This window comes from Leeia oryzae DSM 17879 (genome assembly GCF_000376945.1).
Lineage (GTDB): Bacteria > Pseudomonadota > Gammaproteobacteria > Burkholderiales > Leeiaceae > Leeia > Leeia oryzae.
Map to the genome: position 1 here is coordinate 62,031 of NZ_AQXU01000015.1, position 24,667 is coordinate 86,697.

The following is a 24,667-nucleotide window of genomic DNA, read 5'->3' on the forward strand; positions in this document are numbered from 1 at the left end:
AATATGACGACACTAAAACGCAAAGGCATCATTCTGGCCGGCGGTAGCGGTACCCGGCTCTACCCGGCCACCCTGGCGGTGAGCAAACAGTTGCTACCCATCTTCGACAAACCGATGATCTACTATCCGCTGACCACGCTGATGCTGGCAGGTATTCAGGATGTATTGATCATTTCCACGCCACAGGACACCCCCCGTTTCGAGCAACTGCTGGGGGATGGCAGCCAGTGGGGCATGAACCTGCAATATGCGGTGCAGCCTAGTCCGGACGGGTTGGCGCAGGCCTTTATTATCGGCAAGGAATTTGTGGGAAATCACCCATCGGCGCTGGTGCTGGGGGACAATATTTTTTATGGTCATGACCTGATCAAACAGCTGGAGCGCGCCAATGCCCAGACCACGGGGGCAAGCGTGTTTGCCTACCATGTGCAGGACCCGGAGCGTTACGGGGTGGTTGAGTTTGATGACCAGTTCCGCGCGCTTAGCATTGAAGAGAAACCCAAACAGCCCAAGTCCAACTATGCCGTGACGGGCTTGTATTTCTATGACCAGCAGGTGTGCGACATTGCCGCAAGCATCAAGCCTTCTGATCGTGGCGAGCTGGAAATTACCGATGTTAACAAACGTTATCTTGAAGCCGGGCAATTGAGTGTCGAGATCATGGGCCGCGGCTACGCCTGGCTGGATACCGGTACGCATGACTCCTTGCTGGAGGCCTCCAGCTTTATTGCGACACTGCAAAAGCGGCAGGGCCTGATGGTGGCGTGTCCGGAAGAAGTAGCCTTGCGCAATGGCTGGATCAGTGACGCCCATGTCGCGGCATTGGCCAAACCGTTGGCCAAGAATGCCTACGGACAATATTTGCTGAAACTGATTGGCCAATAACACAAAAGGAAAGCATTCATGCCATATCAGGCTATCCCGACCGGATTACCCGACGTTTTGATTCTGGAACCCAAGGTATTTGGCGACGAGCGGGGCTTCTTTTTTGAGAGCTTCAACCAGAAAGAGTTTGAACGGGCAACGGGGCTGCAGCGTACTTTTGTGCAGGATAACCATTCCCGCTCAGCCAAAGGGGTGCTGCGCGGCTTGCATTACCAGATGGCACCACATCCACAAGGCAAACTGGTGCGGGTAACTGCGGGTGAGGTATTTGATGTGGCCGTGGACATCCGCCCTGAGTCGCCGGATTTCGGTAAGTGGGTTGGCGTGCATTTGTCGGCGCAGAACCATCGCCAGTTGTGGGTGCCGGAAGGGTTTGCACATGGTTTTCTGGTACTGTCGGAGTCGGCTGACTTCTTGTACAAGACCACGGACTACTACATGCCGGAACTGGAGCGCTGCATTGCCTGGGATGATCCGGAACTGGGGATCGAATGGCCGCTGGATGGCATGGAGCCTCGCATGTCAGCCAAAGATTTGTATGGCGTATCGTTTGAAGTAGCCACCCAAGCGTTGCATCCGCAACCCTGACCGGATCAACCTGTCGAGATGACGTGCAGTGCCGGTCTGCGGTACGGCGCTGCACCTGTCCGTTGTGTATGCACTCCTATTACCGTTTCAGGCTGATACCATACAAGGCGATGCCGATCATGATCATGCCGGTAGTATCCATGAGGTGCGGAATCTCGCCTAGCTGCAGGGCGCTGAAGAGCACCGCCAATGCCGGCACCAGTAAGGCGTTGAGCCCCACCGTGTTGGCGGGCAGGTTCCGTAGTGCAAACATCCATAGTGTCCAGCCAAGCGCATTGCCAAACAGGGCAGAAAATGCGGTAGAAATGATGACTGTCTCGTTCCATTGCGTAGGCGGTGTCGGGTAAAGCAGGGCCAGCGCAATGGTGAACAGGCAACCATAAAACATCTGCCAGGCCGTCAGGCTCAGGGCATCTATCTGATGTTTCATGCAGATGCGCTTGGTGTAAATGATGCTGCATGCCCACACCAGTCCGGATAACAGGGCCCACAAGTCACTGACCAGCGAACCATGCAGTGACCATGGCTGGATGACCAGCACCATCCCGAAGGCCGCCAGTCCGACCATCCACTTCTGCAGATGCTGCAAGTGTTCTCCCAAAAACATCCTTGAGAGCAGAACGGTCCAGAATGGCATGGTGTAGGCCAGGACAGTGGTTTTACCAGCAGCGCCGCTCATCAGTGCCATGGTGGCTGTCAGGTTGAACAGGAAGGTCTGCCCAAAACCGAGCAGCAGCGTGGGACGCCAGGGGGGAATTCCGTTGCTGGGGCGCTTGATGCCGACAATGATCATCAAGGTCAAGCTGCCAAAAATGGTTCTCCAGGCAACAAAGGGAATCGGATGAATATAGTGGACGGCTTTTTTCAGCAGAATCCAGTTATAGCTCCAGATGACGGCCAGAATGAACAAGGCGATGAAAGCATTTCTTTGTGTTTGGGACGTGGACATGAAAATGAGTGAATCCGTAGCAAGGGGTAAGACTGCTGGTTAGAGCCGGCTTTTCAGTTCGTTCAGCATCTCCAGAAAGCGGCTGCGCGCTTTCTCGGGCGCCCAGGGTTCCCATGGCGTGTCGCCGTAGTGTGCGGCCAGTACATCCTCTGCCAATGGCTGGAAACGGATTTTCAGCGTTTGCCGGATTTCTTCCTTGCTCCAGCCCACAATGTGTAATGCCTCACTGGCGGCCGCGATACGGTCAGCCCGTTTATGCTCGGTTTTGTCATCCGCTTGCCAGCTGGGCAGGCCATAACGCAGAAAAACGGCATGTTCCAGCCGGGCGCTTAGCTGCTTGAAACCTTCCCCCATGAAAGGTTTGAGTACGGAAATGCAATCAAACCCCAGCAAGCCTTCTTCGGCATCATGCAGCAGTTCCCGCAGCTCTTGCACCGGAGACAGTTTGTTTTTGCTTAGCTGGCGGCGTAGCAGCATGACAGCGACCGAATGCTGCGCCACAGAAAGCGGCAGCGGCCATGCTGAGTGGCCGCCCCAGCGGTAGGTTCTGGCAAGCCCCAGAGCCAGATCCTCATCATCCCAGTCAAACGGGGTGGGGTTGAGCAGGTCCAGTCGCTTGCCGGAAGGCAGACGAACCCAGGCACGGGTATTTTGCATGGCAGACATCTTTGTGATGAGTAGGGTAGATCAGAAAAAGGGAAGGGTCAGAACCGCAAATCCGGTTTCCAGAGACCTTTGTATTCAAACGGCAGGCCGCCAGATTTCAGGGGTACAAAGGCATTGCCTTTGACGCTGTAAGGCAGGCCTTGGCCCGGGTTCTTGAGCCATTTTTTGACTTGGGGCAGCAGGTTGTTTAATTGGCTGACCACATCCAGCTGAATCTTGGCTTCGCCATGGCGTGGCAGGGTAACGCTTTGTTGCGTCTGGCCTTGCGCCATGGAAAGCCCGTTGATCAGGAATTCTGCCCCAAGCTTGGTTAGCGGGATCGGAATATCATTCGGATTTTGCAGGGTGAGTGTCAGGGTAAAGTGCTGTTCTGTCAGGCTCATGTCACCGGTTTTGATGCCAACCGCCGTGATGTTAGGCGCCTGTAACACTTTTTGGGACAAACTGCTGCATGCCATGAGGCCACCGGCAAGCAGGAACACAAAGCAGCGGCGTGACAGAGCGGAGATCATAATGGGTGACTTTCATGGCGTACAGATGCGTATTGTACGCCATGAAAAATCGTTATACCAACAGGCTTGCCGCCAGGCTCCACATCACGATGCCGACAATCGCATCCAGCACCTTCCACGCAACTGGACGGGCAAACAGCGGGGCCAGCAAGCGTGCCCCATAGCCCAGCGAGACAAACCAGAGGAAAGAGGCCGTCATCGAACCCAGGGCAAACCACAGTTTCCCCTGACCGACTTCTTGCCCGCCAATCGATCCCAGCAGTACCACCGTGTCCAGATAGACATGCGGGTTCAGCAAGGTAATGGCCAGCACGGTGGCCAAGGCCTGACGCCATCCCAGCGCTTTGACCGGCGCACTGGTATCCAGCGTATCGTGTGCAAACACGGCCTTCCAGGCTTTTAGCCCGTACCAGAACAAGAAGGCAGCGCCGCCGAATTTGGCCACTTGCAGCAGTGTTGGCGTGTTTTCAATCAGGGCACCCATGCCCGCGACACCTGCACCAATCAACAGCATGTCACACAAGATACATACTGCAATGGTCAGACTGATGTGCTGGCGCTTGATGGCTGTCCGCAGCACATAGGCATTCTGCCCGCCAATGGCCATGATCAGGCTGGCGCCCAATCCCATTCCCTTGAGATACACAGGTAAAAACATGATCTGCTCCTTCATTACGTTGAAGGCATTGTGAAGCAGGCAAGAATTAAATGAAACAATACTTAGTATTTGTTAGTATTCATTAAAATATCTTAATAAAGGTGGGGTGATGAACGAGCATATTGCCAATCTGGACTATCGCCAGACCGAGGCACTGATGGCGGTGGCTGAAACCGGCAGCTTTGAGCAGGCTGCACAACGCCTCTTCATGACGCCATCGGCGATATCTCAGCGTATCAAGTTGCTGGAAACCCGTCTGGGTAAGCCGCTGCTGATCCGTACACGACCGGTACGCCTTACCCGGGAAGGCCAGCGCGTCTTGCAGTACCTGCACCGGGCCCGCTTGCTGGCTAACGAGCTGGCCATTGACTTGTCGGATGATAGTGACGCCCCTGTGACCATTGCGATAGCGGTCAATGCCGATACCCTGAGTAGCTGGTTTTTACCGTCACTGTCGGCTTTCCTGATCGAAGAAAACATTCTGGTGGATTTGAGTGTGGATGACCAAGACCACACGCATGCCCTGTTGCAAGCTGGGCTGGCCGTGGGTTGCATCACGGCAGAACCCGTGGCCATGAAGGGATGCATCGCCCAGCCGCTGGGCATCATGCGCTACCGTGGGGTGGCAGCCCAGGGATATATTGATCGCTGGTTCCAGAACGGCGTGCATCGCGACAGCTTGCGCAAGGCCCCCGTGATGGTGTTTAACCAGAAAGACCGCTTGCAGGCCGATTTGCTGGAGCAGCGTTATGGGTTGCCGGCCGGTACCTACCCGTGCCATTACTTGCCGGCCTCAGAGCCGTATATGCATGCAATCGCTCTGGGTATGGGCTGGGGAATGCTGCCGGAGGTACAAATGGCCCCCTGGCTGGACAGGGCCCGCTTTATTGATATTTTTCCGGATGCGCCAGTGGATATTCATCTGTACTGGCATCACTGGCAACTGCAGACCCCCAAGATGGAACGTCTGAGCAGGCAGCTGGTGCAAGCCGCCCGGGATATCCTGATCAACTGATCCGGCAAAAAAATACCCCGCGCAAAGGCGGGGTGTTAAGTCAACGCTGGCACCGGAGACGCCAACGTGTCTGGGATATTGCCTGGCAGCATGTGAGCAGCAGACTAGGCAATAAATTCGGTTTCCCGGGCGTACTGGTGTGGCGATCCGCTTAAATGGCTGACGGGGGCGACGCCCGCAACCTGAACCTGGAACTTGTCATCCAGTCGCGTCATTGCTGCAACAATGCGCGCAGGCTGCGGATAGCACGTTATCAAAGGCACCGCCCCATCAGCGTCGACGTCTGGCTTGCGGTCATGAATCGTGTAGGTACACCGCAGGACATCGACAACTAAGCTTCCGTTACAAACCCGGATATCTGCAGCAGAAGCGTCATGTTTTGGTGATCTGCTTTCTGCTGCTTGCCACTATATGAGCAAATGGCGTGCCAGCCTCTCAAAAAATGCGATAAAAATAATTTCTTCATTAAAAACATGGGTTTATATTTTTCGTGTTTGTCTGAAACTTAAGTCTTGCGAATTTGCTGTGTTTCATGTGAAATTTACATGTTTCATATGAAACACCTATAATGCACTTATCCCGATATCTGACCCGAGCCAACGTATGAAAGCAGCCAAACCCACCCTGGCCATTGTGGCCTACCGCGGCCTTGCCCGGTTGATGCGTACCGTATTACCAGAATACAGCGGGCTGGCGGACTGGCGCCTGATCGACCTGCCGATTCAGGATGCGCGGCTGGAGGTCGAGTCGCTCTGGCAGGATGGTGTGGTAGATGCGGTGGTGGCTGCCAGCGCTAACTCGCGGGTTTTGCGCAAGGTGGTGCCGTTGCCCGTTGCGACGATTCAGGTGAGCGGGCACGATGTTCTGCTGGCGATTCAGCAAGCGCATCAAATGGCGCTGCCACGCAAGGCAAGGGTCGTCATGCTCGGCCGGCAGCCATTGGTGCACGGCTTTCTGGACTTGCAAGATGTGCTGGCCGTCCGGCTGGATATCCGTACCTACCAGCAGGATGCTGAAGCGCGGGAGATTCTGGCGGCGCTGGCCGCCGAGAACCCGGAAACGGTGATTGTCGGTTCCAGTCTGATCGTGGACTGGGCCGAACAGCTGGGGATGCAAGGGGCAATGATTTACTCCCTGCCGTCGCTAAGACGTGCTCTGGACGATGCGCTCGAACTGGTACGGATTGCTCACGAAGAAGAAATCAAGCGCGAGCGGTTAGACAATATTGTCCGCACCCTCAATGAAGGGGTGGTGGCAGTAGATATGAGCGAGCGTATCGAAACCGTCAACCATGCCATGGCCGATGTGCTGGGGGTGGCAGAAGAGCGGGCCGTCGGCCGAATCTTGAGCAGTTTGTGCCCGGCCTTGTCGCTGCAAGAAGTCTTGAAAAGCGGTGTTTCCCAGCTGGACAAGGTGGAGACCGTGGGCCAGCGCCGGCTGGTGACGCAACGGCAGCCCATCATCGAGCAAGGCCGGCAAATTGGGGCGGTACTGACGTTTCAGGACGCCAGCAGTATTGAACGAGCCGACCGGAAGCTGCGTCATCAGGCCAACAAGCGTCAGTTCAGTGCCCGTTACCAGCTGGCCGACATTATCGGCCAATCCCCCGCCATGCTGGCAGTTAAAGAACTGGCCATGCTCTATGCCCCCAGCGATGCGGCCGTGCTGGTGCTGGGCGAGTCGGGGACCGGTAAAGAATTGTTTGCTCAAGGTATGCATCAGCTGTCCCCACGTCGGCACGCGCCGTTTGTGGCGGTCAACTGCGCCGCCTTTCCGGAGTCTTTGCTGGAGTCAGAACTGTTTGGCTACGAAGAGGGCGCCTTTACCGGGAGCCGCAAGGGTGGCAAGGCCGGCCTGATCGAAATGGCACACACGGGCACCCTGTTTCTGGACGAAATTGGCGACATGCCGTTGGCACTGCAAACCCGCCTGCTGCGCGTCTTGCAGGAAAAAGAAGTGTTGCGCCTGGGCGGTAGTGAACCCACCCATGTCGATGTCCGGGTGATGGCGGCAACCCACGCAAGGCTAAAGCAAAAAGTGGCGGATCAGCAGTTCCGGGCCGACTTGTATTACCGTTTGAATATCCTGAGCCTGAATCTCCCGCCACTGCGTGAGCGGCAAGGTGATGTACCCCGCCTGGCCCGGCATTTGATTCAGCAAGCCCTGAGCAGGATAGGCAGCGGCTTGTCGCCAGATCAATTTGCGGCTGATTTCCTGGCGCTGGCGGGGGAGTATGCCTGGCCCGGCAATGTGCGTGAACTGGAAAACCTGATCGAACGGGCGACGGTTTTTTGCCATGCCCTGGGGAAAACGGACTCCACGGTGCTGGCTCGGGTGCTGCCAGAGGTGCTGGCACAACACCCGGCGCAAGATGAAAGCCAACAGATCCGGTCGGCATTGCAGCAGACCGGCGGAGACCAGCAAGCCGCCGCCAGGTTGCTCGGTATCAGCCGGACAACCCTATGGCGGCGCATGAAGCAGCTGGATGCCGGTTAAGGGGTCAGGCTGGCGATATCGGCTTCGTCCCCGGGGTTCAGCATCAGCAGATCCAGCTGGGCAGCGGTCAGGCAGGCTGCAGCTTCCGCATTCTCGGCTTGTACCATGATGACGCGGAAGCCCTGGTCTTGCCGGTTGGATACCAGATAGTAAGCACCCGTCTCCGCGACATTGGCTTTCAGGCTGACCGGCAGGGTATGCCCTTGTCTGACCATGCGCAGATCATCCACATAGGCTTCCAGCGTTGCACCACCGTCAAAAATGTCGATGTAGCCCTGGTAATGCAGCCCCTCGGCTTCCAGCATGGCACGCGCCGGTTCTGTCTGGGCATGCACTTTGCCAATCACTGCCTGGGCTTGTTCTGTGAGTAAACTGGTGTAAATGGGTAGCTTGGGCATCAGCTCGGCAATAAACGATTTTTTGCCAACCCCGGTCAGGTAATCGGCATGGGCAAAGTCAATCTGGAAGAAATGCCGCCCCAGACTTTCCCAGAAAGGGGATTTACCCTGTTCATCTGATACCCCTCGCATTTCCGCCACGACTTTTTTGCTGAAGCGCTCTTTAAACGCCCTCAGAAACAGTAAACGAGACTTGGATAATAGCTGACCATTCTTGCTGTGCCGCCAGTCCTTGTCCAGAAACAACGTACACAATTCGCTGTGGCCGGTATGGTCGTTAGACAGAAAGAGGGTGGGGATATGCCGGTTCACATCAAACTCGCTAGACATGTGGCTGACCACGCCCACCCGATAGTTATACCAGGGGGACTGCAACCCGACCGCGACTTCCAGTCCACACAGGCCAACCACTTGCCGCTTCTGGCTGTCTTCCAGCACAAACAGGTAGCCCTGCTCGGCCAGTGGTGCGCTACCTGCCATGGTGGCCTCACTGCGGCGGATGCGCTCCGCCAGCAGTGCTTCATCCGGTTGTAGTGAGGTCACGCCAACCCCTGCATTTTGTGCCAAATGCAGGATGGCGGGGAGGTCTGCGGTTCTGATGGGTCTGATAAACATCATGATGTGTCTGCTCTCTTTTTTATAATGCTCAGTGATGCGTCGCCATGACAGGGCTAAACGCATGGTCATTGTCTGCCGCTGTTTTCAGTGGCAGGAAAATCTCTGCAATCATGCAGCGGGCGCCGCCGCCGCCCAGAGTTTCAATCGTGTGCAGGTCTGCGGTCACGGGAATCGTGTACTGGCGAACCAGCTGCTGCTGTTCGTCGCTCAAGGCATCCCAGGCTTGCGTCGACAGCGCCAGTACGGCCTCACCCGCCGGGTTCTGCAGCTCCATGACATTGCCGGCAAACGCATTCATTTGTGTGTAAGAAATCGGCAAAATGACCTTGCCGCTATCCGTCAATTTTTGAACCAGTTGCTGGCGCTGTGCCAGGTCATGAATGGATTCCAGACAAACCACCGCCAGGGTACGGCCAACCCCCATCATGACGTTGGTGTGATAAATGGGTCGTCCTGTGCTATCCACGGCATCAAACCAGAAGGCCTGATAGCCAAGGTGCGCACTAAATGCCGCCATGACTTCAGGATGACTGCGGCTGGCTCGGCAGACATAGGCAATTTTATGAACATGGTCCAGCACCATGACGCCAGTCCCTTCATGGTATTTCCCGTCCAGTTCGAACCGGCTCAGGTCCAGCACCTGCCTTACGTCAAACCGCTTGCCAATCTGGGCCAGAATGTCTTGCCGACGTTCCTGCCGACGATTTTCTGCCTGCATGGGGTAGAGCACTACCGTGCCATTTTCATGAAAGCTGACCCAGTTGTTCGGGAAGATCGAATCCGGGGTGTGTGGCAGCGGTGTATCGTCAATCACCGTGACATCCATGCCGGCAGCCCGCAACTTTGCAACGTATGCGTCAAATTCGTTCATGGCTGCGACCTCTGGTGAGACAAAGGTGATGTCAGTGCGCTGAAATGCGTTACTAGACTGGGTTTGCGGGTTTGAAATGAATCGAACCGGGCGAATCATCAGAATATGCTGGGTATTTTGCATGGTCATCTTTGTCTGAAGGTTGCTCACAAGAGATGACATATTGTGTGCTTTTGCAGCGCGAGATTCTGGCTGAGTTGGCTTTATGGCCAGCCGGTTTTTGTCGAAATGACCCCGTCAGACAGCAGAATCCGCTGCAAAGGCAAAACGAGGAAAAGGTGTAGGCAGAAATGCTTGAAAACGGGCCTAAATTAGACCGCATCGACCTCAAGATTATCGAGGTATTGCAATCCGACGCACGCATCAGTTACCAGAAGCTGGCTGAACTGGTGCATTTGACACCACGCCCCTGTCAGGAGCGGGTGAGAAAACTGGAGCGTATGGGGGTGATCCGCGGCTACACCGCGCTGATTGACCTGGATACCGAGAGCAAAGGGCTGGTGCTGCATTTGCAGGTAGCGCTCATGAGCCAGAGAAACCGTTCTGCACAACAGGCTTTTGAAGCAGCGCTTCAGCAAGATCCGGATGTGCTGGATTGCTGGCTGGTTGGCGGCTCGTTCGACTACATTGTCCGTCTGCATTGCCAGGATATGGATGGCTATCGTGAAATCAGTAATCGCTGGCTGGCTGAAGCCGCATTCTGTATCGAACGGATTATTTGTACACCAGAGATGCAAACGGTGAAGCGACATAATCTGGCTGCCGCCGTTTCAGTTTGATGTGAACCTGTTTATCGTAGGGTAGGACTGATCGCCGAGTGTTGGGCGCATCACCAAGTAGCCCGGACACCCAACGGATGTCCGGGCGCCATCTGGTTATTTTCTGCCAATCCGCAGTGCGCCGTTAAACACCTCGCCCGGCAACAGCAATATGGTGTCTTCCATGACGTTGCCAGACTCGACACACACCATGGTTTGCCAAGCCATTTCCCCAATGTCCTGCATCTTGCTGGCCAGTGCCTGGCCCGGATTCCAGACAATCGCATTTTTAAACCCGCTGCTGGATATCCGGATGTTGCCGTTTACTGGGTCCACAATTTCATACGCACCGTCTACCTGCTTGTAGACCCGGTCCACCTCGTCTTTGAGCCGAACATCACCTCGCTGGGTTTGGAGCGTACCGGTTGGTTTGTCGTAATAGGGCTTGTCTGCCAACCCGGTAATCACGGTCTTTTCTACATCCGTTACTGGAAAGTAGCTGTGTAGTGCCAGTCCGTATTGGCAAGGCATGTCGCCATGATGCGTGATGGTTACTGACAAAAGGATGTCGTCGCCCAGGGTCATCTTCAAGCCAAGGGTACCCGGGTATTCCGGGGTATTGGCAGAGGCTGGCAATACCCAACTGATCACCGCATGATCATCATGCATTTCCATCCCGGTACATGCCCACACTGCCGTTCTGGCTATGCCATGTGCAGGCTGCCCGGACGACTGCGGATGTGCACCGAACCAGGGCCAGCAAACAGGAATCCCGCCACGTATGGCTTTGCCTGTCTTGAAAGCGGCCTGGGGTGACAGCCATAATAGGTCCGTATCACCGGTGGGCGTATAAGAAAGTAGTTGCGCGCCTTGCAGGGCAATAACGGTTTTCCCCCATGGGGCATCCATGGTCAATACATCCAGCTCGTCCATCCTGGACAGCTGGCAATAGGGAAAATCAGAAACGCGATCAAGAACGCTGTTCATAGAAGACATCTACCTATCCATTGAGCAAGTTCGGCGGGACATAAACGATGCGACGACGGTGGCAAGATATGCCAGTCTCGCCACGGTACCCGCCCAGTCTCCGCCAGTCATCAAATAAAAAAGCCTGACTGCATATCGCGGTCAGGCTTTTTTGAGGCAAAAAAACGCTTAGCCCAGCAGGTGAGCTACACCAGCGCGTTCTTCTTCCAGCTCGTCCAGCGTGTGGTTCATGCGGTCACGGCTGAATTCGTCAATTTCCAGGCCTTCAACACGCTTGTACTCGCCATTTTCGCAAGTAACAGGCACGCCATAAATTACATCCTTAGGAATGCCGTAAGAACCGTCAGAAGGTACGCCCATGGTTACCCACTTGCCATTGGTGCCCAGTACCCAGTCGCGTACGTGGTCAATGGCTGCGTTAGCAGCAGAAGCTGCAGAAGACAGGCCACGTGCTTCGATGATCGCTGCGCCACGCTTGCCAACGGTTGGCAAGAAGGTAGTGCGGTTCCATTCTTCGTCGTTCACCAGTGCTTTTACGCTTTCGCCATTCACGGTGGCAAAACGGTAGTCAGCGTACATGGTTGGGCTGTGGTTACCCCATACAACCATATTCTCGATGTCAGCCACCGCTTTGCCTGTTTTTGCAGCCAGTTGGGACAACGCACGGTTGTGGTCCAGACGCAGCATGGCGGTAAAGTTTTTGGCAGGCAGGTCAGGCGCGCTCTTCATGGCGATGTAAGCGTTGGTGTTGGCTGGGTTGCCAACTACCAGCACTTTTACATTGCGGCTGGCAACATCGTTCAGTGCTTTACCTTGTACGGTAAAGATTTTGGCGTTTTCTTGCAGCAGGTCTTTACGCTCCATGCCCGGGCCACGCGGACGTGCACCCACCAGCAGCGCAACGTCTGCGTCCTTGAAGGCAACGTTAGGATCATCTGTGCCTACTACGCCAGCCAGCAGAGGGAAGGCACAGTCTTCCAGCTCCATAATCACGCCTTTAAGGGCTTGTTGTGCTTTCTCGTGGGAGATTTCCAGCAGTTGCAGGATAACCGGTTGATCTTTGCCCAGCATTTCGCCACTGGCAATACGGAACAACAGGCTATAACCGATTTGACCAGCTGCGCCGGTAACGGCAACACGTACAGGTGCTTTCATGAGAGTTCAGGCTCCAACGTTGTTTGGCTGCATGTTTCATCTGCACGATGCATGAAGAAATCAGTACAGCAAAAGGGTCTTGTTTTGCCCGACAGTTGCTGCAATACAACATGTCAGACAACGCTTTGATTTTGCACGTATATAGAAGGGGGCGTGCACTTTACGAAACCGCCATAAGTCTAGCATGCGATGCCAGTTTTGACGATACCTAATCCAAGAAGAATGCTGTATGATTTGATGTCTGTCTTATGTCTTATATAAGACAGCTATAGACATGAATTTGGAGCAATGTTAAAAATGCAGCAATCGCAAATGGCACAGGTTAAATATCTGCCGCTTTATCAGCAGGTTAGGCAGCAAATGCTGCACCTTCTGGCGGATTCTACATGGCGGGCGGGTGAGTTGCTTCCCACGGAGTTCGAGCTGGCAGAACGCTTTGGCGTGAGTCAGGGGACAGCAAGAAAGGCATTAAATGCCCTTGTGCGCGAAGGTGTGCTGACACGCCGGCAAGGGGTGGGCACTTTTGTTGCAGACTGGCCGGAAGAATGGACTGAGGGTGGTTTGTGGTTGCCGGGGCATGAATTTGCAAATTTGCCCGACAGGCTGGAGCCAGAGTTGCTGTCTTGCGGCCGGGCGGTTGGCTCGGAGCGGGTGGTTGAAGCGCTTGGGTTGAAAAGAAACGCCCAGATCGTGCTGATTCGCCGCCTGTGGCGCCTGAGTGGTCAACTGGTGGCGTATGACGAAATTGCGCTGGATGCGGTGCGGTTCGATCGGCTGGATGCACGATTGATCAAGCAGCACTCGGGGCGTTTGCTGAAGCTGTACCTCGCCGAGTTCGGTTTGAGGATATCTCGGCAAAATGAATGGTTTCTGGCCATGGTGGGTGTAGAAGAGGGCTGGATCCGCTTTACGGATGCCGTGCCGGTGCTGCGGATTGAAAGAAGTTCGCAGGATGTGTCGGGGCAGGTATTCGAGTGGCGCAGAATTTGGGTAGATTCCCGGCGGTGCATTTATCGCCGGAATGCATAAGCAAGTTTGTAGTGAGATTGTAGTTGTTGGTAGTTGCAGTGCAAAAAAGTCGATTGAAATCGTAGAGTTGGTCGGTAACAAGCAAAGAAATTTGATAAAATCGACATGTTTCGTTGCTGTGCGTGCATGGGATCTTCTGTGCGGTAACGTTTCCGTGGAGCTGGGGCCCGCAAGGGTGGTCAGTGTGGCGTTAACAACATTGGCGTCTTGTGCCGAGACAAAAATGTGAGTTTAGGAAAACATAACAATGCAAAAAGTGCGACCCAAGCATCTTGATCTGTCAAAGATCAAGCTGCCATGGCCGGGAAAAGTGTCCATCTTGCATCGCGTTAGTGGTGTGGGTTTGTTCCTCGGTCTCCCATTTCTTCTCTACCTGTTACATCTATCGCTGGTTTCCGGTGATGCTTTTGCCGCTGCAAAAGACTTTTTCTCCAATCCCCTCGTCAAGCTTGTCTCCCTCGGTTTCATCTGGGCATTCATGCATCACGCCTGTGCGGGTATCCGTTTCCTGTTTCTGGATATTCATAAAGGCCTGGACTTACACACCGCTCGCTTCACGGCAAAACTGGTCATGGTTGTAAGTATTGCACTGACCTTGGTTATCGGCGGGGTGACTTTGCTATGAGTAAAAATCGAATTGTTGTTGGCGCACATTACGGCCTGCGCGACTGGATCATGCAGCGTGTTACTGCGTTGGTGATGCTGGCTTATACCGTAGCACTGGTAGTCATCCTGCTGGCTATCCCTCATGACCATGAAGGCTGGAGACACCTGTTTGCCAATCATGCAGTCAAGGTGTTCACCCTGGTGACCTTCATTGCACTACTACTACACGCATGGGTCGGTGTTCGCGACCTGTGGATGGACTATATCAAGCCAGTTGGTTTGCGCTTAACGCTGCATGTTCTGACTATTATCTGGCTGGTCGCTGCGTTTATCTACGCAGTCAACATCATTTGGAGCGTATAAATGGCCCTTCCAGTAAGATCGTTTGATGCAGTGATTGTTGGCGCCGGTGGCGCAGGTATGCGTGCATCCCTGCAGCTGGCAGAAGCCGGCCTGAAAGTGGCTGTTTTGTCCAAAGTGTTTCCGACCCGTTCCCATACCGTTGCCGCTCAGGGTGGTATTGGTGCTTCTTTGGGTAACATGGCAGAAGACAACTGGCACTATCACTTCTTTGATACCGTGAAGGGTTCCGACTGGCTGGGTGATCAGGATGCGATTGAGTTCCTGTGCCGTGAAGCGCCGAAAGTCGTATACGAACTTGAACATTTCGGCATGCCGTTTGACCGCAATGCCGACGGTACCATTTACCAGCGCCCATTTGGCGGCCACTCCTCCAATTACGGTGAAAAGCCTGTGCCTCGCGCCTGTGCGGCAGCTGACCGTACCGGCCATGCACTACTGCATACCCTGTACCAGCGCAACGTACGCGCCAACACCCAGTTCTTTGTCGAATGGATGGCGCTTGACCTGATTCGTGATGAAGAAGGCGATGTAGTTGGTGTAACCGCGCTGGAAATGGAAACCGGCGAAGTCATGATTCTGCACGCAAAAACAGTGCTGTTCGCGACTGGTGGTGCAGGTCGTATTTTTGCAGCGTCTACCAATGCCTTCATCAATACTGGTGACGGCCTGGGTATGGCTGCCCGTGCAGGCATTCCGCTGGAAGACATGGAGTTCTGGCAATTCCACCCGACCGGTGTGGCCGGTGCCGGCGTGCTGATTACCGAAGGCGTTCGCGGCGAAGGCGGTATCCTGCGTAACGTCAACGGCGAACGTTTCATGGAGCGTTATGCGCCAACCCTGAAAGACTTGGCCCCACGTGACTTTGTGTCCCGTTCCATGGACCAGGAGATCAAGGAAGGCCGTGGTTGTGGCACTGATGGCGACCACGTATTGTTGGATCTGACCCACCTGGATCCGCAAGTCATCATCAAGAAACTGCCGTCCATTCGTGAAATCGCGCTCAAGTTTGCCAACGTAGACTGCCTGAAAGAGCCGATCCCGGTTGTGCCAACCATCCATTATCAGATGGGTGGTATCCCGACCAATATTTATGGTCAGGTTGTGGCGCCAAAAAATGGCAACTCCAATGAAATCATCAATGGCCTGTACGCAGTAGGTGAATGTTCATGCGTGTCTGTACACGGTGCGAACCGTCTGGGTACCAACTCCCTGCTGGATCTGGTGGTGTTCGGTCGTGCCGCGGGCAATCACATTGTGGACTTCCACAAGCGTAATCCAACCCTGAAACCGCTGCCGAAAAATGCCGGTGACTTCACCATGGCTCGCCTGAACCGTCTTGATAGCCGCACCAGTGGCGAACAGACTCAGGACGTGGGCCAGGCGCTGCGCAAAACCATGCAGGCACACTGTGGCGTGTTCCGTAACCAGAAACTGCTGGCAGAGGGCGTGACCAAGGTCATGGAGATTGCAGAACGCGTAAATAACATTGCAATCAAAGACAAGAGCAAGGTGTTTAACACGGCACGTGTTGAAGCGCTTGAAATGGACAACCTGATTGAAGTGGCAAAGGCAACCATCGTGTCTGCAGAGGCACGCAAGGAAAGCCGAGGCGCGCATGCCCGTGAAGATTATGCGGACACGCCTGCCCATCCAAACGGTCGTAACGACGAAGAATGGATGAAGCATACCCTGTGGTATAGCGAAGGCAACCGCCTGGAGTACAAAGCAGTGAATCTGAACCCACTGACTGTTGACTCCATTCCACCGAAAACTCGTTCTTTCTGATCCGCCCGCGTGCGTGACTGGTAAAGACAACAGGTAGAAAAAGGAATTTCGAATGCGTTTCCAAATTTATCGCTACGATCCGGACAAAGACGACAAACCATACATGCAAGAGTATGACGTCAAACTTGAAGCTACTGACCGCATGCTGCTGGATGCCATCGTGCGCCTGAAGCAGCAGGACGATTCTCTGGCATTCCGTCGTTCATGTCGTGAAGGCGTTTGTGGCTCTGATGCCATGAACATCAACGGCCGCAATGGACTGGCATGTATTACCAACCTGAAAGACGTGCAAGAACCCGTGGTGCTGCGTCCGTTGCCAGGTTTGCCTGTGATTCGCGACTTGATCGTGGACATGACCCAGTTCTTCAAGCAGTATCACTCGATCAAGCCGTATCTGATCAATAACGATCCGGCACCCGAGAAAGAGCGCAAGCAGTCTCCGGAAGATCGCGAGATGCTGGATGGCCTGTACGAATGTATTTTGTGTGCATGTTGCTCTACTTCATGCCCGTCATTCTGGTGGAATCCGGATAAATTCGTGGGTCCAGCCGGTTTGCTGGCAGCTTATCGCTTTATTGCCGATAGCCGTGACCAGGCAACCAACGAACGTCTGGACAATCTGGATGATCCGTATCGCCTGTTCCGCTGCCACACCATCATGAACTGTGTTGATGTTTGTCCGAAGGAGCTAAGCCCGACCTTCGCCATTGGCAAGATCAAAGAGTTGATGGTTAAGCGCGCAGTTTAATCCTCAGGTCACCGGGTTGCCATAGGGCAGCCCGGTATCAATTACTAGGATACCTGATGAGTGATTTTGACCGGATTAGATGGCGTTCTCGTCGCGGACTGCTAGAGTTAGACATTATTCTGGAGCGTTTTCTGATCAATGAATGGCATGGATTGAGCCTTGAAGAGCAGGCTATCTATGTCGAAATTCTGGAAGAAACAGATAACGATTTGCTGGATATGTTAAACGGCAGGACGGATACCCAGGTAGCACACTGGGTCCCGATGATTGAACGCCTGCGTAAAGCATGACTGCTAAGTGTCTCGATTTGAGACATGAACATCCAAACCATAGAAGCGTATAAAAACGCGTTGCCCGAAGTCCCCAGGGTAAAACGCCAAAAAATTAAATACGACCAAGATTTAGGTATAAATCGGAAAACCCGCCCAGCCGGATGGATAAAAGCCAAATGGCATCCCCAAATGGGCACTCAAGTGGAGCAGAGTATGGAAAAGGGTAAGGTTACGTTAAATTACGGTGACGGCCAGTCTATTGATTTGCCCGTACTGTCTGGCACCTTAGGGCCGGATGTTGTTGATATTCGCACGTTTGGCAAAACGGGTCTGTTCACTTATGACCCTGGTTTTCTGGCAACGGCCAGTTGCGAATCCAAAATCACCTTTATTGATGGTGATGAGGGCTTGCTGTACTACCGTGGCTATCCTATCGAACAACTGGCAGAAAACAGTGATTACCTGGAAGTCTGCTATCTGTTGCTGAATGGCGAACTGCCAACCAAAGCACAGAAGTCCGAGTTTGACCATCTGGTGATGCGTCACAACATGCTGCACGACCAGATCATGTCTTTCTTCAAAGGCTTCCGTCGTGATGCTCACCCGATGGCCGTGATGGTCGGCGTGGTGGGGGCATTGTCTGCGTTCTATCACGACTCTCTGGACATCAGCGACTCACGCCACCGTGAAGTGTCTGCTTTCCGCCTGATTGCCAAGTTGCCGACAATTGCTGCACAAGCCTATCGCTATAACAAAGGCTTGCCGTTCTCTTATCCGAAAGCCGGTTTGTCATATTCAGAGAACTTCTTGCACATGATGTTCTCTACACCGGTTGAAGAATACAAAGTGAACCCGATTCTGGCGCGTGCGCTGGATCGCATCTTCACTCTGCATGCAGACCATGAGCAAAATGCTTCGACCTCTACCGTGCGTCTGGCCGGTTCTTCCGGCGCCAATCCGTTTGCATGTATTGCAGCCGGTATTGCGTGTCTGTGGGGCCCTGCCCACGGCGGTGCCAACGAAGCCGTGCTGAAAATGCTGAATGAAATTGGTGATGAATCCCGGATTCCTGAATTCATTGCCCGTGCCAAAGACAAGAATGACAGCTTCAAGCTGATGGGCTTCGGCCACCGTGTTTACAAGAACATGGACCCTCGCGCCAAGATCATGCGTGAAACCTGTTATGAAGTCTTGAACGAACTTGGCCTGCACGACAGCAAACTGTTCAAACTGGCCATGGCACTTGAAAAAGTGGCGCTGGAAGACGAATACTTTGTTTCCAAGAAACTGTATCCAAATGTTGACTTCTACTCAGGCATCGTACTGTCTGCCTTGGGTATTCCAGTCTCCATGTTTACCCCGATCTTCGCCCTGTCACGTACAGTAGGCTGGATTTCCCACTGGGCAGAGATGATTTCTGATCCAGGCATGAAGATCGGTCGTCCGCGCCAGTTGTACACTGGTGCTGGCCGTCGTGATTACGTTCCTCTGGACAAGCGCTAATCCTGCCGGTGTGGCACAAATACGTTTGTGCCACACCCCGGGTCTTGCCAGTGGTGCTCTTCCCTTTAACCTGACTCTCTAGTGATTAAAAAAATGTCTAACGAGATGCAACAACAGTGGGGCAGTTCTTACTTGTTCGGTAGTAATGCACCGTTCATTGAAGAACTGTACGAACGCTATCTGGCAGACCCAGCCAGCGTAGAAGAAAAATGGCGCAGCTACTTTGATACATGGCAGCATTCCGGTCATGGCAGAGACGTTGCGCATTCTCCGGTGCAGGCTTCATTTGTCGAGCTGACCAAGCGTCCTCGCGGCACAGTCTCTGCTGCCGACGATGGCCAGTCAGAAAAACAGCTGCAAGTACTGCGTGTGATTTCCGCCTACCGCATCCTGGGTAGCCGTCACGCCAAGCTGGACCCGTTGCAGCGCTTTGACCAGCAGTCGGTAAAAGAGCTGGAGCTAGAGCACCACGGACTTAGCCAGGCAGATCTGAACACGACCTTCCAGGGTGGATCCCTGATGGGTAACGGCCGTGCCAAACTGTCTGAGATTCTGGCCAAGCTGAAGCAGACTTACTGCGGTTCGATTGGCCTGGAATACATGCACATCACTGATAGCGAACGCAAAAAGTGGGTGCAAAACTGGTTTGAAAACAACTCTTCTACACCCGCTTTTGGTGTAGAAAAACGTAAGCGTATTCTCAAGCAGATTACTGCAGCAGAAACGCTGGAAAAATACCTGCACACCAAATATGTCGGCCAGAAGCGCTTCTCTCTGGAAGGGGGCGAGTCACTGATCGCTGCCATGGATGAGCTGATCCAGGGCGCGGGTGAGCGTGGCGTGCACGAAATGGTGATCGGTATGGCTCACCGCGGCCGCCTGAACGTACTGGTGAACACGCTGGGCAAGGCACCCAAAGACCTGTTCTCCGAGTTTGAAGGCCGCCCGACGACGGATCTTCCATCTGGTGACGTGAAGTACCACATGGGTTTCTCGGCCGACGTACCAACACCTGGCGGTGCCATCCACCTGTCGCTTGCCTTCAACCCGTCACACCTTGAGATTGTGAACCCGGTGGTTGTCGGTTCCGTACGTGCCCGCCAACAGCGTCGTGATGACCGCGATGGCTCCCAGGTCATGGCGATCCTGATTCACGGTGACTCGGCCTTTATTGGTCTGGGTACCAATCAGGGTACGTTTAACCTGTCGCAAACCCGTGGTTACGGTACCGGCGGTACCGTTCATATCGTGGTGAACAACCAGGTTGGCTTTACCACCTCTGATACGCGTGACACCCGTTCTACCCTGTACTGTACTGATATCGCCAAGATGATCGAGGCGCCCGTATTCCATGTGAACGGGGATGACCCGGAAGCCGTGGTTCTGGTCACTCAGGCAGCGCTGGAATATCGTGCCACGTTTGGCAAGGATGTCGTGATTGATATCGTCTGTTTCCGTCGCCACGGTCACAACGAGTCGGACGATCCATATCTGACCCAGCCGATGATGTACAAGAAAATCTCCCAGCATCCAGGTACACGCAAGCTGTATGCTGACCGTCTGGTAGCCGAAGGCGTGATTGCTGCACATGAAGGTGATGAGCTGATCAAAGCCTATCGTGCGGCACTGGATAAAGGCGAGCACGTAGAGCAAACCTCGCTGACAGGTTTCCAGCGTCAGTTTGCCATCGACTTTACCCCATACTTTGGTACGCACTGGGCGCACCCGGTCAATACGACCGTCCCGTTGTCTGACCTGAAACGTCTGACAGAAAAAATCACCAAAGTACCGGAAGGCTTCAAGCTGCACCGTACCGTAGACAAGCTGATCAAAGACCGCAACGCCATGGTGAATGGCGAGTTGCCGGTGGATTGGGGCATGTCCGAAACGCTGGCGTACGCCTCGCTGCTGGAGTCCGGTTTCCCGGTCCGTTTGTCAGGCGAAGACTCTGGCCGTGGGACATTCAGTCACCGCCATGCGGTCCTGCACGATCAAAATCGCGAAAAATGGGATGCAGGTGCATATGTGCCACTACGCAACCTGTCCGATACCCAGGCTAACTTCCTGGTAATTGACTCGATCCTGAACGAAGAAGCCGTATTGGCGTTCGAATATGGCTATGCGAGTTCTGCACCGGATGAACTGGTGATCTGGGAAGCCCAGTTTGGTGACTTTGCGAACGGTGCCCAGGTAGTGATTGACCAGTTTATTACCTCTGGTGAAACCAAATGGGGCCGTTTGTGCGGCCTGACCATGATCTTGCCGCATGGTTATGATGGTCAGGGCCCTGAGCACTCTTCTGCACGTCTGGAGCGTTACCTGCAGATGTGTGCCGAGCACAACATTCAGGTCATCATGCCGTCCGAAGCAAGCCAGATGTTCCATCTGCTTCGTCGCCAGATGATTCGCCCATATCGCAAGCCGCTGGTGATCCTGATGTCCAAGCGTCTGCTTCGGTATAAAGATGCCATGAGCCCGATCGAGCACTTCACCAACGGTGAATTCCGGACCGTGATTTCTGATCCGGCTGATCTGGACAAGAAGAAGGTCAAGCGCGTTGTCGTCTGTTCAGGGCAGGTTTATTACGACCTGGCCAACGGACGTAAAGAGCGTAATGTGCAGGATGTGGCGATCGTTCGTGTCGAGCAGTTGTACCCGTTCCCGACCGAAACGTTGCGTGCAGAACTGGCGCAGTACACCGGCGCCAAGGAAATCGTCTGGGTTCAGGAAGAACCACGCAACCAGGGCGCATGGCACCAGATCCGTCACCGCCTTGAAGCTTGCATGACAGCCAAACAGACACTTGCTTATGCCGGTCGCGATTCATCTGCATCACCTGCGGTTGGTTACATGAGCAAACATACGGCTCAATTGAAGGCATTTGTTGAAGCGGCGCTGACCATTAGTAAGTAATTCACCAAACTGAATAGATACAGAAGAGGCGCACAGTGCCTCTTCTCCAAGGTAAAGGAATAGTCATGATTGTTGAAGTTAAAGTACCGGTACTGCCAGAATCCGTCTCTGAAGCCACTCTGCTGGCATGGCACAAAAAAGAAGGCGATTTCGTCGAGCGTGACGAGAATCTGGTTGATGTTGAAACCGATAAGGTTGTACTGGAACTGCCGGCACCTCAAGCAGGTAAACTGGTCAAGATCATCAAGGGTGATGCTGCAGTCTGTGTTGGCCAGGAAGTGATTGCCCACATTGATACCGCCGCTGTAAAAGGCGATTCAGCACCTGCCGCTGAAGCACCAGCAGCCGCTCCTGCTGCAGCACCGGCTGCCGCTGCTTCTGATGCGGTGGCCATGCCATCAGCCAAGAAGCTGGCAGCTGAAGCCGGTGTTGATATCAATGCTGTCGCAGGCTCAGGCCGTGGTGGCCGCGTCTTGAAAGAAGATGTCCAGGCCGCCGCCGCTGCACCAAAAGCTGCCGTAGCTGCGCCTGCCGTGATCACTGATCTGGGCGCTCGTCCAGAGCAGCGTGTACCAATGTCCCGCCTGCGTCAACGTGTTGCAGAACGTCTGGTACAGTCCCAGTCTACTGCCGCCATCCTGACCACGTTCAATGAACTGAACATGAAGCCGGTGATGGACCTGCGTAACAAGTACAAAGACAAGTTCGAAAAAGAACACGGCGTGAAACTGGGCTTCATGTCTTTCTTCGTTAAAGCTGCTGTGCATGCACTGAAGAAATTCCCGGTTGTGAATGCGTCTGTTGACGGTAACGACATCGTTTACCATGGCTACTTTGATATCGGCGTTGCCGTTGGCAGCCCGCGTGGTCTGGTCGTGCCTGTATTGCGCGATTGTGACCAGCTAAGCCTGGCCGACATCGAGAAAAAGATTGCTGATTTTGGCAAGCGTGCACAAGACGGCAAACTGGGTGTTGAAGAACTGACTGGTGGTACCTTCACCATTTCTAACGGTGGTACCTTCGGTTCCATGATGTCTACCCCGATCATCAACCCGCCACAATCCGCGATCCTTGGCATGCACGCCACCAAAGACCGCGCCGTGGTTGAAAATGGGGAAGTGGTTGTACGTCCGATGATGTACTTGGCGCTGTCTTACGATCACCGTATCATCGATGGCCGTGAAGCCGTGTTGAGCCTGGTTGCCATGAAAGAAGTGCTGGAAGATCCGGCCCGTTTGATTCTGGATCTGTAATTTGATGCCGGGACAGGTGACAGAGATTGTTGCCTGTCCGTACTTTCTGAAGAATGAGGCGATAGTATCCGTAACTTACCTCATTTAGCGGAATGGATGGTTGGCATAACATGGCAGATCGAATTGAACTTGCCATCTCAAGCATGAAAAAAGGATTTCACGATGTCGAATTATGATGTGGTAGTGATTGGTGCAGGCCCCGGCGGGTATATTGCAGCTATCCGTGCTGCCCAGCTGGGTTTCAAGGTTGCCTGTATCGATGCCTGGAAAAACAAGGCAGGCAAGGCCAGCCTTGGTGGCACCTGTCTGAACGTGGGGTGCATCCCGTCCAAAGCATTGTTGCAATCATCAGAAAACTTTGCCCAGATTCAGCACGATTTTGCAGACCATGGCATTACCGCCGAAGGGGTAAAGCTGGATGTTGCCAAAATGCTGTCTCGCAAAGACAAGATCGTTGAAAAACTGACCGGCGGTATTGGCTTTTTATTCAAAAAGAACAAGATCGACAGCTTGCATGGTACAGGTCGCCTGGTTAAGCGTGAAAATGATGTCTGGCAAGTCGAAGTCAAAGACGGCGACAAGGTCGAAACCGTTTCCGCTACCCGCGTCATTGTGGCTACCGGCTCTAGCCCGCGCCAGATTCCTGGTGCTGAAGTTGATAACATCAATATTCTGGATAACGAAGGTGCATTGAGCCTGGCGGCAGTACCTGCCAAGCTGGGCGTGATCGGTGCCGGCGTGATTGGCCTGGAAATGGGCAGTGTGTGGAATCGCCTGGGTGCTGAAGTCAAGATTCTGGAAGCAGCACCTGCTTTCCTGGGTGCAGCAGATGAAGCTGTGGCCAAAGAAGCTGCCAAGCTGTTCACCAAACAGGGTCTGGCGATCTCTACCGGGGTCAAGATCAACAAAGTGACCAATGGCAAGGCGGGTGTGACGGTTGAGTATGTGGACGCCAAAGGCGCAGAACACAAAGCCGAATTCGACAAACTGATTGTTGCGGTTGGCCGTGTGCCGAATACCCAGGGTCTGGGCGCCGAAGCGATTGGTCTGAAACTGAACGACCGTGGCCAGGTAGAGATCAATGATCACTGGGAAACCAGTCTGCCAAACGTCTATGCGATTGGTGACGTGGTACGCGGCCCGATGCTGGCGCATAAAGCCATGGATGAAGGCGTGGCCGTGGCCGAAATGCTGGCAGGTCAGAAGCCGCATCTGGACTTCAATACCATTCCTTGGGTGATCTATACCAACCCGGAAATTGCCTGGGTCGGCAAGACCGAGCAGCAACTGAAGGCGGAAGGTATCGAGTACAAGGCAGGTAAATCCGTATTTGGTGCCAATGGCCGTGCCTTGGGTCTGGGGATGGCAGAAGGCTTTGTCAAAGTATTGGCTTGTGCCAAGACCGACCGCGTACTGGGTGTTCACCTGATCGGTCCGTTTGCATCAGAAATGATTGCTGAAGCTGTAATGGCGATGGAATTCCGTGCGGCAAGCGAAGATATTGCCCGTATTGTTCACGCTCACCCATCGTTGTCTGAAGTGTTCCACGAAGCTGCTTTGTCTGTAGACAAGCGCGCGTTGCACGCATGATCAATGCCTGCAGCGTGTCTGCAGGTATTGAATCAATAACCCCTCGATA

At 54.0% G+C, this 24,667-nt stretch carries 23 protein-coding genes; 15 read left to right on the forward strand and 8 right to left on the reverse strand.

The features are described 5' to 3' along the window. The first annotated feature begins 3 nt into the window (after nt 1-3). Nucleotides 4-885 (forward strand): glucose-1-phosphate thymidylyltransferase RfbA, encoded by an 882-nt coding sequence (gene rfbA, locus F552_RS0103085; RefSeq protein ID WP_018150252.1) that lies wholly within the window; start codon nt 4-6, stop codon nt 883-885. Between the two features lie 18 nt (nt 886-903). After that, a complete protein-coding gene (gene rfbC, locus F552_RS0103090; RefSeq protein ID WP_018150253.1) occupies nt 904-1,473 on the forward strand; it encodes a dTDP-4-dehydrorhamnose 3,5-epimerase in 570 nt (189 codons plus the stop codon). Between the two features lie 79 nt (nt 1,474-1,552). Here the strand turns inward: rfbC and F552_RS0103095 are convergent, their stop codons facing one another. The 4 genes from F552_RS0103095 to F552_RS0103110 form a co-directional block, all read right to left on the reverse strand. Next, nucleotides 1,553-2,422 (reverse strand): DMT family transporter, encoded by an 870-nt coding sequence (locus F552_RS0103095; protein WP_018150254.1) that lies wholly within the window; start codon nt 2,420-2,422, stop codon nt 1,553-1,555. A 39-nt stretch (nt 2,423-2,461) separates the two neighbouring features. Then, complete coding sequence (locus F552_RS0103100) at nt 2,462-3,079, reverse strand: phosphohydrolase (protein WP_211208211.1); 618 nt, start codon at nt 3,077-3,079, stop codon at nt 2,462-2,464. Nucleotides 3,080-3,126: 47 nt separating this feature from the next. Next, complete coding sequence (locus F552_RS0103105) at nt 3,127-3,546, reverse strand: LEA/WHy family protein (protein ID WP_169333561.1); 420 nt, start codon at nt 3,544-3,546, stop codon at nt 3,127-3,129. Between the two features lie 106 nt (nt 3,547-3,652). Then, a complete protein-coding gene (locus tag F552_RS0103110) occupies nt 3,653-4,258 on the reverse strand; it encodes a LysE/ArgO family amino acid transporter (RefSeq protein ID WP_018150257.1) in 606 nt (201 codons plus the stop codon). Nucleotides 4,259-4,367: 109 nt separating this feature from the next. On the opposite strand from F552_RS0103110, the gene F552_RS0103115 reads away from it, so the two are divergent. Further along, complete coding sequence (locus F552_RS0103115) at nt 4,368-5,273, forward strand: LysR family transcriptional regulator ArgP (protein ID WP_018150258.1); 906 nt, start codon at nt 4,368-4,370, stop codon at nt 5,271-5,273. Between the two features lie 603 nt (nt 5,274-5,876). Continuing rightward, nucleotides 5,877-7,769 (forward strand): propionate catabolism operon regulatory protein PrpR, encoded by a 1,893-nt coding sequence (gene prpR / locus F552_RS0103125; RefSeq protein WP_018150260.1) that lies wholly within the window; start codon nt 5,877-5,879, stop codon nt 7,767-7,769. Here the strand turns inward: prpR and astA are convergent. Both astA and ctlX read right to left on the reverse strand, forming a co-directional pair. Then, complete coding sequence (gene astA, locus F552_RS0103130; protein ID WP_018150261.1) at nt 7,766-8,785, reverse strand: arginine N-succinyltransferase; 1,020 nt, start codon at nt 8,783-8,785, stop codon at nt 7,766-7,768. The two genes, prpR and astA, sit on opposite strands and share 4 nt — an antisense overlap. 28 nt (nt 8,786-8,813) lie before the next feature. Beyond that, entirely contained in the window at nt 8,814-9,779 is a 966-nt protein-coding gene (ctlX, locus tag F552_RS18360) for a citrulline utilization hydrolase CtlX (RefSeq protein WP_051078251.1), read from the reverse strand. Between the two features lie 167 nt (nt 9,780-9,946). Between ctlX and F552_RS0103140 the strand changes: the two genes are divergently transcribed. After that, on the forward strand, nt 9,947-10,435 hold the full coding sequence (locus F552_RS0103140; RefSeq protein ID WP_018150263.1) for an Lrp/AsnC family transcriptional regulator: 489 nt from the start codon (nt 9,947-9,949) through the stop codon (nt 10,433-10,435). Nucleotides 10,436-10,531: 96 nt separating this feature from the next. Here F552_RS0103140 and F552_RS0103145 read toward each other — a convergent pair whose 3' ends face one another. Continuing rightward, complete coding sequence (locus F552_RS0103145; RefSeq protein WP_026182348.1) at nt 10,532-11,410, reverse strand: D-hexose-6-phosphate mutarotase; 879 nt, start codon at nt 11,408-11,410, stop codon at nt 10,532-10,534. Between the two features lie 159 nt (nt 11,411-11,569). Next, nucleotides 11,570-12,556, reverse strand: coding sequence for a malate dehydrogenase (locus F552_RS0103150; RefSeq protein WP_018150265.1), 987 nt, complete (start codon nt 12,554-12,556; stop codon nt 11,570-11,572). Between the two features lie 312 nt (nt 12,557-12,868). Here F552_RS0103150 and F552_RS18365 point away from each other — a divergent pair, with 312 nt between their 5' ends. The 10 genes from F552_RS18365 (at nt 12,869) to lpdA (ending at nt 24,618) form a co-directional block, all read left to right on the forward strand. Further along, entirely contained in the window at nt 12,869-13,585 is a 717-nt protein-coding gene (locus F552_RS18365) for a GntR family transcriptional regulator (RefSeq protein ID WP_169333562.1), read from the forward strand. A gap of 247 nt (nt 13,586-13,832) precedes the next feature. Continuing rightward, nucleotides 13,833-14,210: a succinate dehydrogenase, cytochrome b556 subunit gene (gene sdhC / locus F552_RS0103160; protein ID WP_018150267.1), complete on the forward strand. Its 378-nt coding sequence runs from the start codon at nt 13,833-13,835 to the stop codon at nt 14,208-14,210. After that, nucleotides 14,207-14,554, forward strand: coding sequence for a succinate dehydrogenase, hydrophobic membrane anchor protein (gene sdhD, locus F552_RS0103165; RefSeq protein ID WP_018150268.1), 348 nt, complete (start codon nt 14,207-14,209; stop codon nt 14,552-14,554). Before sdhC ends, sdhD begins: the two co-directional genes overlap by 4 nt. Then, nucleotides 14,555-16,339, forward strand: coding sequence for a succinate dehydrogenase flavoprotein subunit (gene sdhA / locus F552_RS0103170; RefSeq protein ID WP_018150269.1), 1,785 nt, complete (start codon nt 14,555-14,557; stop codon nt 16,337-16,339). Nucleotides 16,340-16,391: 52 nt separating this feature from the next. Continuing rightward, nucleotides 16,392-17,087, forward strand: a complete 696-nt coding sequence (locus tag F552_RS0103175) for a succinate dehydrogenase iron-sulfur subunit (protein ID WP_018150270.1) — start codon at nt 16,392-16,394, stop codon at nt 17,085-17,087. Between the two features lie 56 nt (nt 17,088-17,143). Then, complete coding sequence (locus F552_RS0103180) at nt 17,144-17,377, forward strand: FAD assembly factor SdhE (RefSeq protein ID WP_018150271.1); 234 nt, start codon at nt 17,144-17,146, stop codon at nt 17,375-17,377. Nucleotides 17,378-17,572: 195 nt separating this feature from the next. Further along, on the forward strand, nt 17,573-18,862 hold the full coding sequence (gltA, locus tag F552_RS0103185; RefSeq protein ID WP_018150272.1) for a citrate synthase: 1,290 nt from the start codon (nt 17,573-17,575) through the stop codon (nt 18,860-18,862). Nucleotides 18,863-18,955: 93 nt separating this feature from the next. After that, complete coding sequence (locus tag F552_RS0103190) at nt 18,956-21,775, forward strand: 2-oxoglutarate dehydrogenase E1 component (RefSeq protein ID WP_026182349.1); 2,820 nt, start codon at nt 18,956-18,958, stop codon at nt 21,773-21,775. Nucleotides 21,776-21,840: 65 nt separating this feature from the next. Next, a complete protein-coding gene (gene odhB, locus F552_RS0103195; protein ID WP_018150274.1) occupies nt 21,841-23,028 on the forward strand; it encodes a 2-oxoglutarate dehydrogenase complex dihydrolipoyllysine-residue succinyltransferase in 1,188 nt (395 codons plus the stop codon). A 162-nt stretch (nt 23,029-23,190) separates the two neighbouring features. Further along, on the forward strand, nt 23,191-24,618 hold the full coding sequence (gene lpdA / locus F552_RS0103200) for a dihydrolipoyl dehydrogenase (protein WP_018150275.1): 1,428 nt from the start codon (nt 23,191-23,193) through the stop codon (nt 24,616-24,618). Nucleotides 24,619-24,667 lie beyond the last annotated feature (49 nt).

Coding starts and splice junctions, on each gene's coding strand:
- sdhD (WP_018150268.1), top strand. CDS start 14,207: ATGAGTAAAAATCGAATTGTTGTTGGCGCACATTACGGCCTGCGCGAC.
- ctlX (WP_051078251.1), bottom strand. CDS start 9,779: ATGCAAAATACCCAGCATATTCTGATGATTCGCCCGGTTCGATTCATT.
- odhB (WP_018150274.1), top strand. CDS start 21,841: ATGATTGTTGAAGTTAAAGTACCGGTACTGCCAGAATCCGTCTCTGAA.
- F552_RS0103140 (WP_018150263.1), top strand. CDS start 9,947: ATGCTTGAAAACGGGCCTAAATTAGACCGCATCGACCTCAAGATTATC.
- F552_RS0103175 (WP_018150270.1), top strand. CDS start 16,392: ATGCGTTTCCAAATTTATCGCTACGATCCGGACAAAGACGACAAACCA.
- F552_RS0103150 (WP_018150265.1), bottom strand. CDS start 12,556: ATGAAAGCACCTGTACGTGTTGCCGTTACCGGCGCAGCTGGTCAAATC.
- F552_RS0103105 (WP_169333561.1), bottom strand. CDS start 3,546: ATGGCATGCAGCAGTTTGTCCCAAAAAGTGTTACAGGCGCCTAACATC.
- lpdA (WP_018150275.1), top strand. CDS start 23,191: ATGTCGAATTATGATGTGGTAGTGATTGGTGCAGGCCCCGGCGGGTAT.
- F552_RS0103095 (WP_018150254.1), bottom strand. CDS start 2,422: ATGTCCACGTCCCAAACACAAAGAAATGCTTTCATCGCCTTGTTCATT.
- F552_RS18365 (WP_169333562.1), top strand. CDS start 12,869: ATGGCACAGGTTAAATATCTGCCGCTTTATCAGCAGGTTAGGCAGCAA.
- astA (WP_018150261.1), bottom strand. CDS start 8,785: ATGATGTTTATCAGACCCATCAGAACCGCAGACCTCCCCGCCATCCTG.
- F552_RS0103190 (WP_026182349.1), top strand. CDS start 18,956: ATGTCTAACGAGATGCAACAACAGTGGGGCAGTTCTTACTTGTTCGGT.
- F552_RS0103145 (WP_026182348.1), bottom strand. CDS start 11,410: ATGTCTTCTATGAACAGCGTTCTTGATCGCGTTTCTGATTTTCCCTAT.
- rfbC (WP_018150253.1), top strand. CDS start 904: ATGCCATATCAGGCTATCCCGACCGGATTACCCGACGTTTTGATTCTG.
- F552_RS0103115 (WP_018150258.1), top strand. CDS start 4,368: ATGAACGAGCATATTGCCAATCTGGACTATCGCCAGACCGAGGCACTG.
- gltA (WP_018150272.1), top strand. CDS start 17,573: ATGGAAAAGGGTAAGGTTACGTTAAATTACGGTGACGGCCAGTCTATT.
- F552_RS0103110 (WP_018150257.1), bottom strand. CDS start 4,258: ATGTTTTTACCTGTGTATCTCAAGGGAATGGGATTGGGCGCCAGCCTG.
- F552_RS0103100 (WP_211208211.1), bottom strand. CDS start 3,079: ATGCAAAATACCCGTGCCTGGGTTCGTCTGCCTTCCGGCAAGCGACTG.
- sdhC (WP_018150267.1), top strand. CDS start 13,833: ATGCAAAAAGTGCGACCCAAGCATCTTGATCTGTCAAAGATCAAGCTG.
- rfbA (WP_018150252.1), top strand. CDS start 4: ATGACGACACTAAAACGCAAAGGCATCATTCTGGCCGGCGGTAGCGGT.
- sdhA (WP_018150269.1), top strand. CDS start 14,555: ATGGCCCTTCCAGTAAGATCGTTTGATGCAGTGATTGTTGGCGCCGGT.
- F552_RS0103180 (WP_018150271.1), top strand. CDS start 17,144: ATGAGTGATTTTGACCGGATTAGATGGCGTTCTCGTCGCGGACTGCTA.
- prpR (WP_018150260.1), top strand. CDS start 5,877: ATGAAAGCAGCCAAACCCACCCTGGCCATTGTGGCCTACCGCGGCCTT.